Here is a 15,200-nt window from a genome sequence, read left to right on the forward strand (position 1 = left end):
CTTCGTGTTCCTCTAGGCTTAGACGCGCAATCCGGTGTCACACACCTGAAGCGTAGCAGATTAAGCCATTCTTAACAAAATGGTTTCCACCACAAGATTGTCATTGCACAGGCACCAATGGGCGATGCCGCCAGCGCAAGGCCCAATAGGCCACGCTCGACAGAAAGACCGCAGAGAAGCTGGCCGTATAGCCAAACCACACACCCCACGCGCCGTAATAATGCGCAAACATATAGCCTGCAGGCAGCTCCACGAATGCAATGCAGCCCAGCATGATGCCCATCGGCGCCACAGAATCACCGCTTGCCCGCATGGCCGAACCCAGCACTCCGCCCAGAGACAGAAGAACCGCGCTCCCCATGACCGCCCTGAAGGCGTGAGAGGCAAGAGCAATGACATGCGGATTTGACGTAAACAGCAGCGACACCGTCTCGGGAATCAGCATGACGATCGCCGCCAGTGCGCCAGTCATGAGCAGTCCCACCAGAAATCCGATCCGGAGAATCTCCCGGGCGCGCTGGGGATTCCGTGCGCCAATGGCATGAGAACACATGACCGAAACGGTTATGCCGACAGCCATGCCCGGATATTCGATATAGGTCAGGGTTTGTGTGAACAGACCATACGCCGCCGTCATCTCGGAACCGAATCCGTTGATCCGACCAACCAGAACAATCTCGGCCAGGCCCTGCGTGGCGACTTCGACCATTGCAGGAAAGCCAAGGCGGATTACAGACCACAGCACCTGACGTTTCGGCACAAGCTCTCTCAGCATCCCCAGTCCCGGAGCAAGCTCATGTCCGGACTGTTTCAACCAGATGCCAGCCAGCAGAAGCGCCAGCACCCAGCCGAGAATGGCGGCGACAGCCGCTCCTGAAAGCCCCAGGGAAGTCTTCAGCAGAATGGGTGTCACAACAAGCGAGACAACAATCTGCAATCCCATCATGACAAGTGGTCGGATGTTATCCCCGGCGCCACGCAGCGTGATCGCCACTGTCACCACCAGAATCAGGGCTGGTGTTCCCGCCAGAAAGACCCGGCAATACTGCGCTGCATGATCCGTGATGTTGGCAGGCACACTGAACAGCCGAAGCATGGGTCCCACAGCCCATTGTCCACCGATCGCCACAATCCCACCCAGAACGATCGAAACAGCCACGGCAGCGGACGCCATGGCGCGAGCCCGCTCGGGATGGCCTGCCCCCCAGAGCTGCCCAACAAGAACGCCAGCCCCCGACCCAAGCCCCACGCCACATGAAACGAGAATAAGCAGTAACGGATAGAATGTGCTGGCTGCAGCCAGATCCTCAGCGCCTAGCAGGCGACCGATATAGACGTTGCCAATCGTGCTTGCGATGGATTGCAGAACGCAGTCCATCAGGACCGGCAGCATGAAGATGAGAAAAGACTTCAGCAGTGTCTGCGTGGCGTCGTCGCCAGTCTGAACAGGGCTGACATATGTCTCTTGCTTCTCGATGGACGGAACTTCCCTTGGCATTACGTGTCGTTCACCGCTTGACTGCATCCGGGAAGAGGCATCCGTAACGATGGACCTGCCCCGTTACGCTCAAAATATCCGGATCAGGCAAAATGATCTTTGTATAATATATTATATTGTTTGCTGTTATCAGAAAATGAAAACACTCCTGGGAGTATTTTACTGAAGCCTGACATTTTCAGATTTGCAGGAAACTGGTGCTGCTGGCGAGGATTGAACTCGCGACCTCTCCCTTACCAAGGGAGTGCTCTACCACTGAGCTACAGCAGCGCTGCGGGTGGGTTCCTACCGTCAGAATGCGATGACGGCAACCCCCTAAAATCCTTGGGGAACATTTTTTTGTTCCCCGCATGGTGTCAATCGTCGCGATGGATCTTTTCCATCCGCTCATGACGCTCCTGCGCCTCGATCGACAGGGTGGCGATGGGGCGGGCTTCCAGGCGCTTGAGGCCGATAGGTTCGCCGGTCTCCTCACAATATCCGTAGGCATTGTTTTCGATACGAAGAAGCGCCTGATTGATTTTCCCAATCAGTTTGCGCGCGCGATCGCGTGTGCGAAGCTCGAGAGCGCGGTCCGTCTCGACACTGGCCCGGTCCGTCACATCGGCTTCATGGATACCGCCTTCGGAAAGACTGGCGAGTGTTCCGCCTGCTTCTTTCAGCAGTTCATTGCGCCATTTAACCAGTTTCTGGCGGAAATATTCAACCTGCAGGGGATTCATGAACTCTTCTTTTTCAGAAGGCACATAATCCGGAGGAAGTGTCAGCATAATATTGTCTCCGTTCCCTGAGGCAAAGCCCCCTGACGAATGCGCGGCTTATACCCGCGAGGACTGAGACAGCCAAGCGCGAATCCACTTTTTTCTTTGAAACATTTCTGTCACATAATTTTCCGGCAAATCGAATAATCGATCTTTCTCCCTGTGGTTTGCCTCTCCCTATCTACGCCTGACGAGACGCTTCATTTTGGCGGTTTCGATGGCCACCCGCACCTTTATGGACGTAGTCAGATTCCTGAAAGCGGGCAGCTGGACCATGGGGGACCGTTCGGCAATCTCCTCCAGTTCCGCGAGAAGCGCCATTGTACCCGCATTGCCTTCCAGAAAGGCGACCTGAAGTTTCCTCAGCGCCTCCAGCGCCTCCCCTCCCCACTCGGTGACCATCTGCCTCTCAGACCGGGGCTGAATCTGGGGTTCCGTCTCCTGAAGTGACAGAAGGCAGGGTGCGGCCACGGATGTCACAGGCTGTTCATTCATGACCTCCTGCTCGGAAGGCACCGAAAAGGCTGAAAGCTCCTTTGACTGCCGCGTCTTTGCCGTGGGTTTTCCCCGACTGACATAGCCGATCGCGCCAATTCTGTTCACGTTGCATCTCCCTGGGCTCGTCCAAATCTGGCCCTACTCGGTTCCGCTTCAAAGCTCTGAACAACGCTTTGCTGCTGTCCGTTCAGGAATTGTTTGCTCTTCACGTCGATAGTGTGCGCTCGAAACATTGACGAGCGGCAAAGAGCGGCATGACCTTTTTTTCTCGCAGGCCTGATGCGGAGCATCTGAAGAGGGTTCCTCTTCTGTCTGCCCTGTTTCTGGCAGGCTTCCTTTTGATACAGTCTTTTGCCGCCAATGCGGCGCTTGTTCGCGTCAAGGACATTGCTGACTTTGAAGGGGTCAGAACAAACCAGCTTATCGGTTACGGCCTTGTGGTCGGCCTGCATGGAACCGGCGATAAACTGACCAACGTCCTGTTTACCCGCGAAACACTCATCAGCATGCTCAACCGGCTGGGCGTGAATATCCGTGATCGTGAAATTCAGCTTCAGACGCATGACGTGGCAGCCGTTATGGTGACGGCTGATCTGCCAGCCTTTTCTCATGGCGGCGGTCGAATCGACGTGACAGTCTCAGCAACCGGCGACGCAACGGATCTGACAGGGGGCACCCTGCTTGTCACCCCGCTAATGGCGGCTGACGGAGAAATCTATGCTGTTGCGCAGGGCTCTCTCGCGACCAACGCCTTTAGCGCCCGAGGTGCGGCCGCCTCAATCGTCCACAACATCCCGACCAACGGTCACATAGCGAATGGCGCTGTTGTGGAGCGGGAAGTCCCGGTTGATCTCGCCAACCGAAAGCAGATGCATCTCTCCCTGCGTAACCCCGATTTCACGACGGCCGGACGCATCGCTCAGGCGATCAACAGTAGTGTGGGCAATATCGCCCGCGTCATGGATCCACGCACCATTTCGCTTGATCTGACATTAAAGGACAGCATTCCGGCACTATCGCGGATCGGCGATTTGCTGGTCGAACCCGACACGCTGGCAAAGGTCGTTGTAGACGATGCAAGCGGCACCATCGTGATCGGCAACGACGTTCGCATCAGCACGGTCGCGATTGCACAGGGTAACCTGACCATTCAGGTGACTGAAACGCCCATCGTTTCACAACCTGGCCCGATGTCAAATGGCACCACCACAGTCGCTCCACGCACCAGCATCAATGTCAACAATGGCAATAACGCTAAACTGGGCATACTCCGCAATGGTCCAGCACTCAGCGATCTTGTCTCCGGCCTGAACGCTCTGGGAGTTGGTCCTCGTGACATGATTTCGATCCTCCAGGCCATCAAGGCTGACGGAGCCCTGCAAGCTGATCTGGAGGTCCGATGAGTAACGAAATCACGAATGTCACCTCGTCCGGTTACGGGACGCAGAGCTCATCGCAAAAACAGGCGCCAGATCCGAAAATATGGAAAACCGCCACTGACTTCGAGGCGATGACTATCGGCGAAATGCTCCAGCCAATGTTCGATACGGTTGACACCTCCAAGGGCTTCTTTGGCGGTGGCGTAGGAGAGTCGAGTTTCCGTCCTATGCTGACGACGGAGATGTCAAAACAGATCGAGAAAAATGGCGGCCTGGGACTGGCTCCGGTCGTGTATCACCAGATGCTTGAAATGCAGGAAAAAGGATCAAAAAAATGACGGATCAGGCCCTTGCCGTCATCGAAAAAGCAAACGCCTTGCTGGAAGAAGAGAATTCATTTTTAAAGGAAGGCAATGTTCCTGCTGTAATCGCTCTCCTCAAACGCAAGGAAGCGGTGCTGGCCCAACTGAACAGTGTGACTGTTGAGTGCCGAAGGGTAGCAGAAGAGCCGGAAAAACCATGCTGCTCGGAAGAACTGCCTCTCGCTACAGAAAAATTAAATCTTACGATCGAAAATAATCGAGCGTTGCTTCAGCAGGCTATGATCGCACAGAAGCACATTGTGCAACTGCTTACGGCCTCGCTATCTCCTCCGGGAAACAAAACCAATTATGGCAAAAATGGTTCCTACAGCACGCCGCGTTCTACCACTGGCAACGCTTACAGAAAGAACATTTAGGCTTCTGAAATTGATAGCCTGAAACCAAAAAAGCCTCTTTTCCGCTCTGGAAAAGAGGCTTTTTTATAGACCGTTCAATATCTCAGGCGCGACGAGGCTTGCGACCAGCCGTTGCCCGGACACGTGTGGCCGGACGCTTGGTTGCGGCACTTTCCTTTTCAGCAGCCAGACGATCCAGACGTTTCTGCTTGCGCGTCTCCTGAGTAATGCGCAGCTTTTCAACAGCGGACAGCTTGGTGACGACTTCCAGTTTCCGACCGGCTGGCTTCGTTACGCTTTTTGCAGCACGCGGTGTTTTTGCTACTGCTTTTGGCATGGCTGTTTTTGCAGCGGTCTTCCGGGCTGGTTTCGCTGGTGCAGCTGCCACTATCTTTTTAGGAGCAGCCTTGACCGTCGTCTTTGGAGCCGACTTTGTCGCAGCAACAGCACGCTTCGCACGCGGCTTCGTCACGGATTCTTCCGGGGCTGCTTTGGTGCGTCTTTTTGTTGCTGGTACGGGTTCTGCTTTCTGTCTTGCTACCTGCCGTGTCGTCGCAGAAGTTGCCTTGACTTCTTTGGTCGGTTTTCTAGCCATATCCCAAGTCTCACCCTGTTGGTATCGCAACAGGCCATTTTCATGACTCTGCTGATTATATAAGCACTGTTTTCAAAGCAAGATCATCATGGAGCCAGATATTCGATATGATGAATAACCCAGAAACACGACAGTATCCCACCATTTATCAAATACGCAATATAGATTTATAGTGACGTTTGCAATATCCACATTTTGCTTTTCATAATAAAACGCTTACGATTTCTACAGAAGAGAAAGCCGGAAAATAAATACTGAAATTCAAAAACACCATAAATAAAAATAACTTTTTCCAATCATTTCTGCTCTGTTACATCTCATGATTTAAAAGCCTTCACGGTATGCATGTTTCTCATATCGTGTCCGCACATTCTGTTACCCTCAGCCAATCGTTCAACAAACCCATATTCATATGGACTGTCAGAATGTCATTTGTGAGGACCATCAGGCTACGCTAATGCTTCTCGACATCTCTTCCTTGCGCAGGATCATGCAACCATGAAAATAAACGGTGTGCCTTACCGAAGTGTCTGGGTAGATCCGACAGATCACCGAACTGTCTGCATTTTTGATCAGACGCGCCTGCCATTCGCCCTTGAGATCCTGCATCTTTCTTCATCTGAGCAGGTGGCGCATGCCATTATTACAATGCAGGTCAGAGGCGCTCCGTTGATTGGTGCCGTGGCAGCCTATGGGCTGTCTCTGGCCCTTTCCTCAGATCCAAGTGATGAAGCCATGGAGCGTGAGGCGTCCATGCTGGCTGCCACACGCCCGACGGCCATCAATCTTCGGTGGGCCATTGAACGTATGCTTCAGAAACTTCGGCCAATGAACTCACAGGATCGAGTGGAAGCAGCCTATAAGGAAGCGGGACTGATCTGCGACGAAGACGTTGCCCAGAACGAAGCAATCGGCAGACATGGTTTGGAGCTGCTCCGAAATATCAAAAACAGGAAGAAAGCAGAAGAAAGAATCAACATCCTGACGCATTGCAACGCCGGATGGATAGCAACAGTGGACTGGGGAACAGCTCTCGCCCCCATCTATATGGCGCATGATGAAGGTCTTGATGTGCATGTGTGGGTGGATGAAACGCGGCCACGCAATCAGGGAGCGGCTCTGACCGCATGGGAACTTGGCAGCCACGGCGTACCACATACGGTGATAGTCGATAATGCAGGCGGCCACCTGATGCAGCACGGGCAGGTTGATATCGTCATTGTCGGAACTGATCGCGTCACAGCGAATGGAGATGTCGCCAACAAGATCGGGACCTATCTCAAAGCCCTCGCCGCCCGTGACAATGATGTGCCCTTCTGGGTAGCGCTTCCTTCCACAACCATCGACTGGCGGGTTCAGGATGGTCTGAAGGAGATCCCCATAGAGGAACGTTCGCCTTTGGAGGTCACTGCGGTCACAGGCCTCACCAAGGGCGGCCAGGTAGAAACGGTCCGCATCACCCCAGAGCATAGCTCCGCCGCGAATCCCGCTTTCGATGTGACGCCTGCCCGTCTTGTCACAGGGCTGATAACAGAACGCGGCTGCTGCAATGCAAGTGGAACAGGGCTGCGGTCACTCTTCCCAGCCACGACCGGGCAGTAGTGAATGGCCGTTGCCGGTCTCGGGGCAGGTAACGGCAGGTCCGCCTTGCGGCAACTCCAAACAATCCAGCCTCCCGGGCTGCCGTTAAAAATCCCGCCAGTCCCGGCTAACCTCATGATTATTCATCTTTCAGTTCAGGTGACTTGACGCTAAGCAGATCTGAACGACATGTTTGGACGTCGTCACTCTGTGGGCACGCGGTGTTCACGCAATTGGGGAGCCGGAACAAAATTCTGGCATATGCATGAGCAAGACTGCGGCCTTCAAGCCCTCTGTGCTTTTTCTGGCTCTTGCGGCCACATCCTGCGCGTCCCAGCCACACAATAATCCGGAGCCTGCCCAGACGCCTGTTGCACAATACAGAAACCAGGCTGGCCCACTGGCGTACAATCCGCATGTGCCCGATTTTGCCTCCCGTAATTTCACGCCCTTTAACCGTCAGGATGTCGTAGCCATTTCCATGCGGGAATGGCGGCTGTTCGGTATGCCAGTTGACGATGATGACCCCGAGCTTCGGCCAGAACCCACTGTCGCCAGCGTAAAGCCGGAGCGGGCGCCCGGCCTGTGGCAGCGTGTTGGCGAATACTGGTGGATCGGACAGGACCCGCAGGAAACCGAATCCTCCTGGAGCGGCAAATATGACGCTGACGGCAGGCTGTTCAACTTCGTCCATGACGGACACTACGCCTGGTCAGCCGCTTTCATTTCCTATGTGATGCGTGTCGCAGGCGCCAATGACCGGTTTCCCTACTCGCCCAACCACTCGACCTATATCAACGCTGCGGCTTCTGGGCAGTCCAGTGGCCTGCGGGCCCATGATCCAGGCAGTTATGTTCCAAAGCTTGGTGACCTTGTCTGTACCGGACGCGGTGGCAGCAAGTCTGTCCGGTTCGCAAGCCTTCCTACATCGTATGGCTTTCCTGCGCATTGCGGGATCGTGGTCGCAACGGGTCAGAACGGACAGCCGTTCGGGCATCAGTTGAGCATTATCGGTGGCAACATTGATGACGCCGTTACGCTGACACATGTCCCGACTGACGCAAACGGTGCTATCGCATCAGCTGACGGTCACAGTTACGATTCACGCTATCCGTGGTGTGCCGTTCTGGAAGTGCTCTACGATGCCGAACAGGAACCGGACGCCGGTCAGTAAGATTACCGGCGCCTATAAAACTGGCAAAGGATTCAGTTCTGCCGCCAGGGCAGCCCGGAAGCTTTCCAGCCTGCGGTATTTCCACGGTGCATCTCTGAGTCCGGTGGTCCCTCAAAGCCGTCAGCGACATTGAAAACCTGCCCAAACCCCTCTCTGGCAGCAGCCATTGCTGCTGAACGACTACGCGCTCCTGAACGGCAGATGAAGTAGAGTTTTTGTGTCTCGCCTATTCCGGCCTGACGCAATTCCTCGATGAACTGGCCGTTTACGTGACCGCCCATGACCTGCCAGCTGATGGGATACAGGCTGTGTCCTGTTGCCGAGACATCGGGGATACCAACAAACTGCCACTCTTCCGGAGTGCGCACGTCGATCAGACAGGCTCCCGGATCATTTTCCAGCGCCTGCCAGACGTCACTCGGGCTTACATCCTTGATCATCGTTTCTGAAACTCCTCTTTCTTGCCCCTGTTTATCTGACAGATCCTTCGGGGCTCGACATTCATCGCTCAAACCTGATTGCATGCAGTGCTTACACGCGCTAGCCCCAATGCCAATAGGATGAAAGGCAGATAGCATGACTCCGACTTCAAATTCCCTGCCGTTTCCCGGCTGGACAACCACGTCGCATGATATGGCTGGCGCCATTGGGGGAACGCCGCTTATCAGGCTGACACGCGCTTCTGAAGCAACCGGGTGTGATATTTTCGGCAAGGCCGAGTTCATGAATCCGGGCGGATCGGTCAAGGATCGCGCTGCTCTGGCAATCATAACGGACGCAGAGAAACGTGGTGTGCTGAAGGCTGGCGGAACGATTGTCGAAGGCACTGCTGGCAACACCGGTATCGGCCTGACGCTTGTCGCCAATGCGCGTGGCTACAAAAGCATTATCGTCATGCCGGAAACCCAGAGTCAGGAGAAAATTGATTTTCTCCGCATGATCGGCGCTGATCTTCGCCTTGTGCCCGCAAAACCCTATCGGGATGAAGGCAATTACGTCCACGTATCGCGCCGTATTGCTGAAGAGAACGGTTTCGTCTGGGCCAACCAGTTCGACAACCTCGCCAACCGGGAAGGCCATCGCCACACGACTGCCCCCGAAATCTGGGAGCAGCTTGATGGCCGTGTAGATGCCTTCACCTGTGCCTGCGGAACGGGTGGAACACTGGCTGGCACGGCATTCGGTCTGGATGACTGCGCAAAAAAGTCAGGCGCGAAACGTCCGCAGATCGTTCTGGCCGATCCTGAAGGTTCTGGCCTGTATGGCTGGGTAAAGTCGAACGATCTTTCGGTCAGCGGCTCTTCCATCACCGAAGGCATCGGCCAGTCGCGTGTCACTGCCAATCTGGAAGGTGCCCCGATTGATGATGCGGAACGTATTCCTGACCCGGAAGCACTTGAGCAGATTTATAGCCTGCTCATCCATGAAGGCCTTTCTGTCGGCGGTTCTTCGGGTATCAACGTCGCTTCCGCCATTCGTGTCGCGCGTCGTCTCGGCCCGGGGCATCGTATCGTGACCATTCTCTGCGACGGTGGCGCACGCTATCAGTCCAAGCTGTTCAACCCGGAATTCCTGCGGGCCAAAAACCTGCCTGTTCCTTTCTGGCTCGACAAATAAATATGCCGATATTCTCCACGGGCTTTCCATAAGCGCCGTGGAGAATAATTGAATTATAGCGACTTTTTATTTCGTCTGCGTTTTAACCAGGAGAGCACCGCCACAACCAGCATACAGCCCGCCGTCTTCTGCCATGATGGAAAAACGATCTCATGAGGAAATGACGCGCGGCGATCATGCGCTGGATCAAAATCGGTATAATTATGCCCGGTTAGATAACTAAAACGCTGACTGATTGGGTTTATAATGGGATAAATGGCGTCTAACGGACGAGTTATTCCCACAAAATTAAACGAAATAATTCCACTGCGTCCCATAAAATAGCGACTGAATAAAACGCCTTCCCTATCCAGTCCTTCGATCGTCCAGTCTGTTGCATATTCCGCAGAATGAGTAGCGGTATCGCAACGAGGCGAAAGCAGCAGGTTTTTCAGATAAAGAGCAGGAAGTCCGGTTTTCTGGCGAATTTTGTTCTGTGCAGTTACTGTTTTTTTGATTGAACGAATAACCTGCTGGTCAGAAAGATTTTTGAATCTGCTCTCATCGACAAATCCGAGGTCATTCCAGCGAATGACAACCATCCAGTCAGGATCCATATAAAAATTCTGAGGAATGATCATTCCCATGATGGAAACGTCATGAGCATTACCCACAGATTCCAGAAACGCTCTGGTCTGTTCCGCCGGGACAAATCGTGTACCTTCCGGCACTTCGAGCAAACCTTGACCTGCTATCGGAACAAGTGATGAACTGGGCTGGGTGCTTGCTTCGGCGTCTTTCAGGGCAGCCACAAGCCGTTTCAGTCGCCCCTCAATATTCTCTATATCACGGGAACGGGCCGCTCCAGACAGGAGCGGTATCAGCAACGCCAACGCTATCCAGCGACAGGCTGAAAAACCGAACAGCAAGTGACATCACCCTCGAAGACCATGCGAGGAGATATCTTTTCTGCATAAGAATTAAAGAAAGGATATACATCAGGAGATATATACCCTCTCAGTTAAAGTAACCGCGCTATCAGGCAGAAAATTCAGCTCTTACTTCCGCTTCAGCCCAGTCCAGCCACGGAAGAAGCGCCTCGATATCCGAGGTTTCCACCGTCGCCCCACCCCAGATACGCAGACCCGGCGGCGCGTCACGATAGCTGGCGATGTCGTAGGCGACGCCTTCCTTGGCAAGCAGGCCGGCAATCTTCTTCGCCGCCTTTGTCTGCGTTTCCGCGTCAAGCGCCACAAACCACGGAGCAACAATGCGCAGGCAGATCGCTGTGTTCGAACGGATGTTCGGCTCAACAGCAAGGAACTGCGCCCAGTTAGACGTTGCTTCCCATTTTTCAATGGCAGCAAGGTTGGCGCGGCTCCGGGCGATGAGTCCTTTCAAGCCACCGGCTCCTTCAGCCCACTTCAGGCCATCCAGAGCATCTTCAACACACAGCATGGAAGGCGTGTTGATCGTGTCACCACGGAAGATGCCCTCAATCAGTTTGCCTTTTGAGGTCAGACGGAAAATCTTGGGCAGTGGACGCGGAGCCGGACCGGCTTCAAGTCGAGCGACCGCACGCGGCGAAAGGGCCAGCATACCGTGAGCCGCTTCGCCACCCAGCACTTTCTGCCATGACCACGTCACGACATCGAGCTTCTCCCACGGCAGTTCCATGGCGAAAGCGGCCGAGGTCGCATCGCAAATCACCAGACCGTCATGGTCAGCCGGAATAGCCTCACCATCAGGGAATTTCACACCCGATGTCGTTCCGTTCCATGCCAGGACCACATCCCGCGACCAGTCCACGGCCTTCAGGTCTGGCAGTTCGCCATATTCAGCCTTCAACACACGCGCATCGAGTTCCAATTGCGCGGTGATGTCATTCGCCCATGTTGCCGAAAAGCTCTCGAACGCGAGGACGTCCACGGGCCGCGTGCCCAACAGCGACCAAAGCGCCATCTCGACAGCACCCGTGTCTGAACCCGGAACGATCCCGAGCCGCCAGCCTTCCGGTATACCAAGAATAGCTGCCGAACGATCAATGACCTCGCCAAGACGTGCCCGGCCTTCCGGAGCACGGTGGGAGCGACCAAGGAGAGCACCTGAAAGCCCCTCCAGCGACCAGCCTGGTCGTTTGGCGCACGGACCTGAGGAAAATGCCGGGTTGGCGGGGCGTGTCTGAGGCTTGCCCTGCAGGGTGGACGCGGGCGCTGCTGTAACAGTCATGAATCATCCGGAATGTCTGGTGCGAGAGGGGGGACTCGAACCCCCATGCCTAAAAGGCGGTCGATTTTGAGTCGACTGCGTCTACCATTCCGCCACTCTCGCGACTGCCTGCTCTGTATCAGCATCCGATCGTTCAGAAAAGATGCCAATCCGCTCAGGCTGCGTAATCATCCATAAGCGGCACCCCACTGAGGCGCGCCATCGTCTGACGATAGCGTTCCACTTCCGGCGGATAGATCACGCCCTTGATCACGGACAGGCTGTGCAGCGCGGCAAAGAGGTGAATGTCATCCATGGAGAGCACGCCGTTTACAGCGGCTTCGGAGCGAATCAACGGGGCGAGCACATGGAGCTGGGAATTGAGTGCTGCAAGGAAATCAGTGCCATCTTCCAGCAGAAGGCAAAACTGCCCGGCTGAAGGCTCTTTCTTTTTTACGAAATAGGCGCGTGCTGCTGTGGTGGCGAATTCCGGCAGCGGTGCACAGGCCACACGCGGCAGCATCAGCTTGTATAGCGGCTTCGAGATGCTCGAAATCCAGTCTGCGATGGCCGGATTTGGCTCACCGGCCAGCACTTTTTCACCCATTCCATCAATGTGAGCGATGATATCCAGACTTTCGCCCATGAAGCGTCCATCCTCGTCAAGAATGGGCAGCATTTTCTGACCGATCATATCGATTGGACCGGCTTCATCGTTATTCAGCAGATATTTGATTTCGACCGGAATGTTCTTGAAACCGAAGATCATGCGCGCTTTCACGCAAAACGGGCAGTGCTCGTAAACATAAAGGGTGCGGGTCACAGTCAGTCTCCTCAGGTCGGGGAAATGCCAAGCATGAGGGCGATGTTCTGGATTGCCGCTCCTGAAGCGCCTTTTCCCAGATTATCCAGCCGCGCCGTCAGCACGACATGCCGCCCCTCGGCATCAGCATGAACCCGCAGTTCCATTCCATCGCTTCCCGCCAATGTGTCCGCAACCAGTGTGTTTTCTGGTGAGGCGACAGTGACGAAGGAAGACGCAGCATAACGCTCTTCCAGAATACGACGCAGATCCGAGGCTGTGGTTCCCTTCACCAGCAGATCCATGTGCACCGGGATCGACACAATCATGCCCCGAGGGAAATGTCCGACCGAAGGGACAAAAATCGGACGACGCTCCAGAAGAGCATGCTGACGCATTTCCGGTAGATGCTTGTGGGCAAGGCTCAGCCCGTAGAGCAGAAAGACCGGCCCCCCTGCCCGTTCCTGCTCCTCGATCATGTTTCTGCCGCCACCTGTGTAGCCGCTCACGGCATTGATGGTGACGGGAAAGTCCGGCCGCATCACGCCTGCGTCAATCAACGGGCGCAGCAGGGCGATGGCTCCCGTGGGATAGCAGCCCGGATTGGCGACACGGTCAGCCCGCATGATGGCTTCAGGCTGATCGGCAGTCAGTTCCGGGAAGCCATACACCCAGCCCGGAGCCGTTCTGAAGGCCGTGCTGGCATCCAGTATCTTCGGCGCACGTTTTCCTTGTGCACTGAACTGTCCGATCATCTCCACAGCTTCCCGTGACGCATCATCGGGGAGACAGAGAACAACCAGATCAGCAGCTTGCATGGCTTCGGCGCGCGCCTGCGGATCCTTGCGGCGAGCGGGATCGATGGAATGAATTTTTACTGGCAGGGAAAGAAGGCGCTCACGGATTTCGAGCCCGGTCGTGCCTGCCTCGCCATCAATAAAAACAACCGGTTCGGACACCATGCTCTGTTTTCCTCATCATCTTCCGCACGTGATATAACCGCTCAAGGAGCGATAACGCCAGCGCGACGATAATTGTGGCTGCCTGCCCCTGCTCCATCATTAAATTCCACCGCAAACACCCACCTCCAATTACGGGCGGGAGAAGCTTGCAGGCATCAAAGGCCTGAACGTCGAGCCATTGATCGCAGGTCACGGCTGTCTGAATCGAGCCCCTCTGGCCAAAAAGCGTGACCTGTCTTATTGTCGTCGAAATCTATGGATAGTCACGCACCCGAGAGTTCTTCCGCTGCGCAGAAAATCACGCCTGCACAGCCTGAATGGACTATTTCCACCAGCGGGCAGACGCCTGAGCTCCATATTTCAGGCAACTGGACGATTGACGAGCATGTTCCGCTGGCATTCTCCAGTGATGCTCTCTCTGCCAACAATCAGGCGGGTTCGCTGACTGTCGATGCCAGTAAGCTCGGCCAGTGGGACTCTTCCCTCGTTTCCTTTCTCTGGAGCGCAAAACAGGTTGCCGCCAAGAAGGGGCTGAGCCTCGACATCAGTGACCTTCCCGAAGGGGTGCAGAGCCTTTCTTCCCTTCTGCCGGAAACACCCCAGGCTCCAACGCCTCTTCACGATAAAATTCATAACCCATTCACGTTGAGTGGCGCATTTACCCTATCCACTCTGAATGAAGTCGGCGCCCTGACGCTACTCGGACTGGACACGGCTCAGGTTTCGACAAAAGCCCTGAGCGGACACGGCGGCATGCGGCTGCGCGATCTGCTGGCAAACATTTTCGATGCGGGTCCGTCTGCGCTGCTTATCGTCAGCGTTGTCAATTTTCTGATCGGCGCGATCCTTGCTTTTGTTGGCGCCGTGCAGCTCCAGAAATTTTCTGCTGACATCTACGTGGCCAACCTTGTCGGTATTGCCTGCGTCCGCGAACTGTCGGCCGTCATGACGGCAATCATCATGGCGGGCCGTACGGGTGGTGCGTATGCAGCGCGTATCGCCACCATGCAGGGTAACGAGGAAATCGACGCCCTTCAGGTTTTTGGCATCCCCATCTCCAGCTATATTCTGGTTCCGGCCGTCGTTTCCCTCATGGTAATGATGCCGCTGCTCTATCTTTATGGCTGCGTGATGAGCATCTTTGGCGGTTATGTGGTTTCGGTTGGGATGCTGCCCGATATCACTGGCGCAGGGTACATGCATCAGACTTTTGGCGCTGTCTCCATGAGCCAGTTTGAGTTTGGCTTTGCAAAATCAATTGTCTTTGCAATCATGATTGGCCTCGTCTCCTGCCGGATCGGCCTGAAAGCCGGCCGTAGCGCTGCCGATGTCGGAACAGCGGCCACCTCAGCCGTGGTGGTCGGCATTGTGGGCGTCATCACGCTGGACGCGATCTTTGCCGTCATAGCCAATGCTCTTGGAATCTGA

Annotated in this window: 16 protein-coding genes and 2 tRNA genes; 7 read left to right on the plus strand and 11 right to left on the minus strand. The window is 55.0% G+C overall.

Going from position 1 to position 15,200, the window contains the following annotated elements; all coding sequences use genetic code 11:
* Positions 1-100: 100 nt before the first annotated feature.
* From EMQ_RS02355 to EMQ_RS02370, 4 genes are all read right to left on the minus strand, one after another.
* Complete coding sequence (locus EMQ_RS02355) at positions 101-1,498, minus strand: MATE family efflux transporter (RefSeq protein WP_018308524.1); 1,398 nt, start codon at positions 1,496-1,498, stop codon at positions 101-103.
* 195 nt (positions 1,499-1,693) lie between these two features.
* A tRNA-Thr gene (locus EMQ_RS02360) sits at positions 1,694-1,768 on the minus strand.
* An 86-nt stretch (positions 1,769-1,854) separates the two neighbouring features.
* The gene (dksA, locus tag EMQ_RS02365) at positions 1,855-2,268 is read right to left on the minus strand and encodes an RNA polymerase-binding protein DksA (protein ID WP_010666119.1); all 414 of its coding nucleotides are present in this window, start codon (positions 2,266-2,268) and stop codon (positions 1,855-1,857) included.
* 168 nt (positions 2,269-2,436) lie between these two features.
* A complete protein-coding gene (locus EMQ_RS02370; protein ID WP_010667756.1) occupies positions 2,437-2,862 on the minus strand; it encodes a flagellar assembly protein FliX in 426 nt (141 codons plus the stop codon).
* Between the two features lie 149 nt (positions 2,863-3,011).
* On the opposite strand from EMQ_RS02370, the gene EMQ_RS02375 reads away from it, so the two are divergent.
* The 3 genes from EMQ_RS02375 to EMQ_RS02385 are packed head-to-tail and all read left to right on the plus strand — an operon-like array spanning position 3,012 to position 4,875.
* Positions 3,012-4,160 (plus strand): flagellar basal body P-ring protein FlgI, encoded by a 1,149-nt coding sequence (locus EMQ_RS02375; RefSeq protein WP_010667757.1) that lies wholly within the window; start codon positions 3,012-3,014, stop codon positions 4,158-4,160.
* Positions 4,157-4,474, plus strand: coding sequence for a rod-binding protein (locus EMQ_RS02380; RefSeq protein ID WP_010667758.1), 318 nt, complete (start codon positions 4,157-4,159; stop codon positions 4,472-4,474). Before EMQ_RS02375 ends, EMQ_RS02380 begins: the two co-directional genes overlap by 4 nt.
* Complete coding sequence (locus tag EMQ_RS02385; protein WP_010667759.1) at positions 4,471-4,875, plus strand: flagellar export chaperone FlgN; 405 nt, start codon at positions 4,471-4,473, stop codon at positions 4,873-4,875. The genes EMQ_RS02380 and EMQ_RS02385 overlap by 4 nt, the downstream gene beginning before the upstream one ends.
* Positions 4,876-4,957: 82 nt before the next feature.
* Here EMQ_RS02385 and EMQ_RS02390 read toward each other — a convergent pair whose 3' ends face one another.
* The gene (locus tag EMQ_RS02390) at positions 4,958-5,326 is read right to left on the minus strand and encodes a hypothetical protein (RefSeq protein WP_132012039.1); all 369 of its coding nucleotides are present in this window, start codon (positions 5,324-5,326) and stop codon (positions 4,958-4,960) included.
* A gap of 621 nt (positions 5,327-5,947) precedes the next feature.
* Between EMQ_RS02390 and mtnA the strand changes: the two genes are divergently transcribed.
* Positions 5,948-7,051: an S-methyl-5-thioribose-1-phosphate isomerase gene (gene mtnA, locus EMQ_RS02395; RefSeq protein WP_010668282.1), complete on the plus strand. Its 1,104-nt coding sequence runs from the start codon at positions 5,948-5,950 to the stop codon at positions 7,049-7,051.
* Between the two features lie 244 nt (positions 7,052-7,295).
* Complete coding sequence (locus EMQ_RS02400) at positions 7,296-8,204, plus strand: DUF2272 domain-containing protein (protein WP_010668283.1); 909 nt, start codon at positions 7,296-7,298, stop codon at positions 8,202-8,204.
* A gap of 32 nt (positions 8,205-8,236) precedes the next feature.
* On the opposite strand, the gene EMQ_RS02405 is transcribed toward EMQ_RS02400, so the two are convergent.
* Entirely contained in the window at positions 8,237-8,644 is a 408-nt protein-coding gene (locus tag EMQ_RS02405) for a rhodanese-like domain-containing protein (RefSeq protein ID WP_010668284.1), read from the minus strand.
* A 136-nt stretch (positions 8,645-8,780) separates the two neighbouring features.
* On the opposite strand from EMQ_RS02405, the gene EMQ_RS02410 reads away from it, so the two are divergent.
* Positions 8,781-9,821, plus strand: coding sequence for a cysteine synthase A (locus tag EMQ_RS02410; protein ID WP_010668285.1), 1,041 nt, complete (start codon positions 8,781-8,783; stop codon positions 9,819-9,821).
* 53 nt (positions 9,822-9,874) lie between these two features.
* Here EMQ_RS02410 and EMQ_RS02415 read toward each other — a convergent pair whose 3' ends face one another.
* The 5 genes from EMQ_RS02415 to argC form a co-directional block, all read right to left on the minus strand.
* On the minus strand, positions 9,875-10,729 hold the full coding sequence (locus EMQ_RS02415; protein ID WP_081617516.1) for a DUF2167 domain-containing protein: 855 nt from the start codon (positions 10,727-10,729) through the stop codon (positions 9,875-9,877).
* Positions 10,730-10,838: 109 nt separating this feature from the next.
* A complete protein-coding gene (locus EMQ_RS02420) occupies positions 10,839-12,029 on the minus strand; it encodes a phosphoserine transaminase (protein ID WP_010668244.1) in 1,191 nt (396 codons plus the stop codon).
* Between the two features lie 17 nt (positions 12,030-12,046).
* A tRNA-Leu gene (locus tag EMQ_RS02425) sits at positions 12,047-12,131 on the minus strand.
* Between the two features lie 52 nt (positions 12,132-12,183).
* Positions 12,184-12,831, minus strand: a complete 648-nt coding sequence (gene grxB, locus EMQ_RS02430) for a glutaredoxin 2 (protein WP_010668243.1) — start codon at positions 12,829-12,831, stop codon at positions 12,184-12,186.
* A gap of 11 nt (positions 12,832-12,842) precedes the next feature.
* Positions 12,843-13,772, minus strand: coding sequence for an N-acetyl-gamma-glutamyl-phosphate reductase (gene argC, locus EMQ_RS02435; protein ID WP_010668242.1), 930 nt, complete (start codon positions 13,770-13,772; stop codon positions 12,843-12,845).
* Positions 13,773-14,027: 255 nt separating this feature from the next.
* Between argC and EMQ_RS02440 the strand changes: the two genes are divergently transcribed.
* Entirely contained in the window at positions 14,028-15,200 is a 1,173-nt protein-coding gene (locus EMQ_RS02440; protein ID WP_010668241.1) for an ABC transporter permease, read from the plus strand.

The organism is Acetobacter aceti NBRC 14818, from assembly GCF_000193495.2.
GTDB lineage: Bacteria > Pseudomonadota > Alphaproteobacteria > Acetobacterales > Acetobacteraceae > Acetobacter > Acetobacter aceti.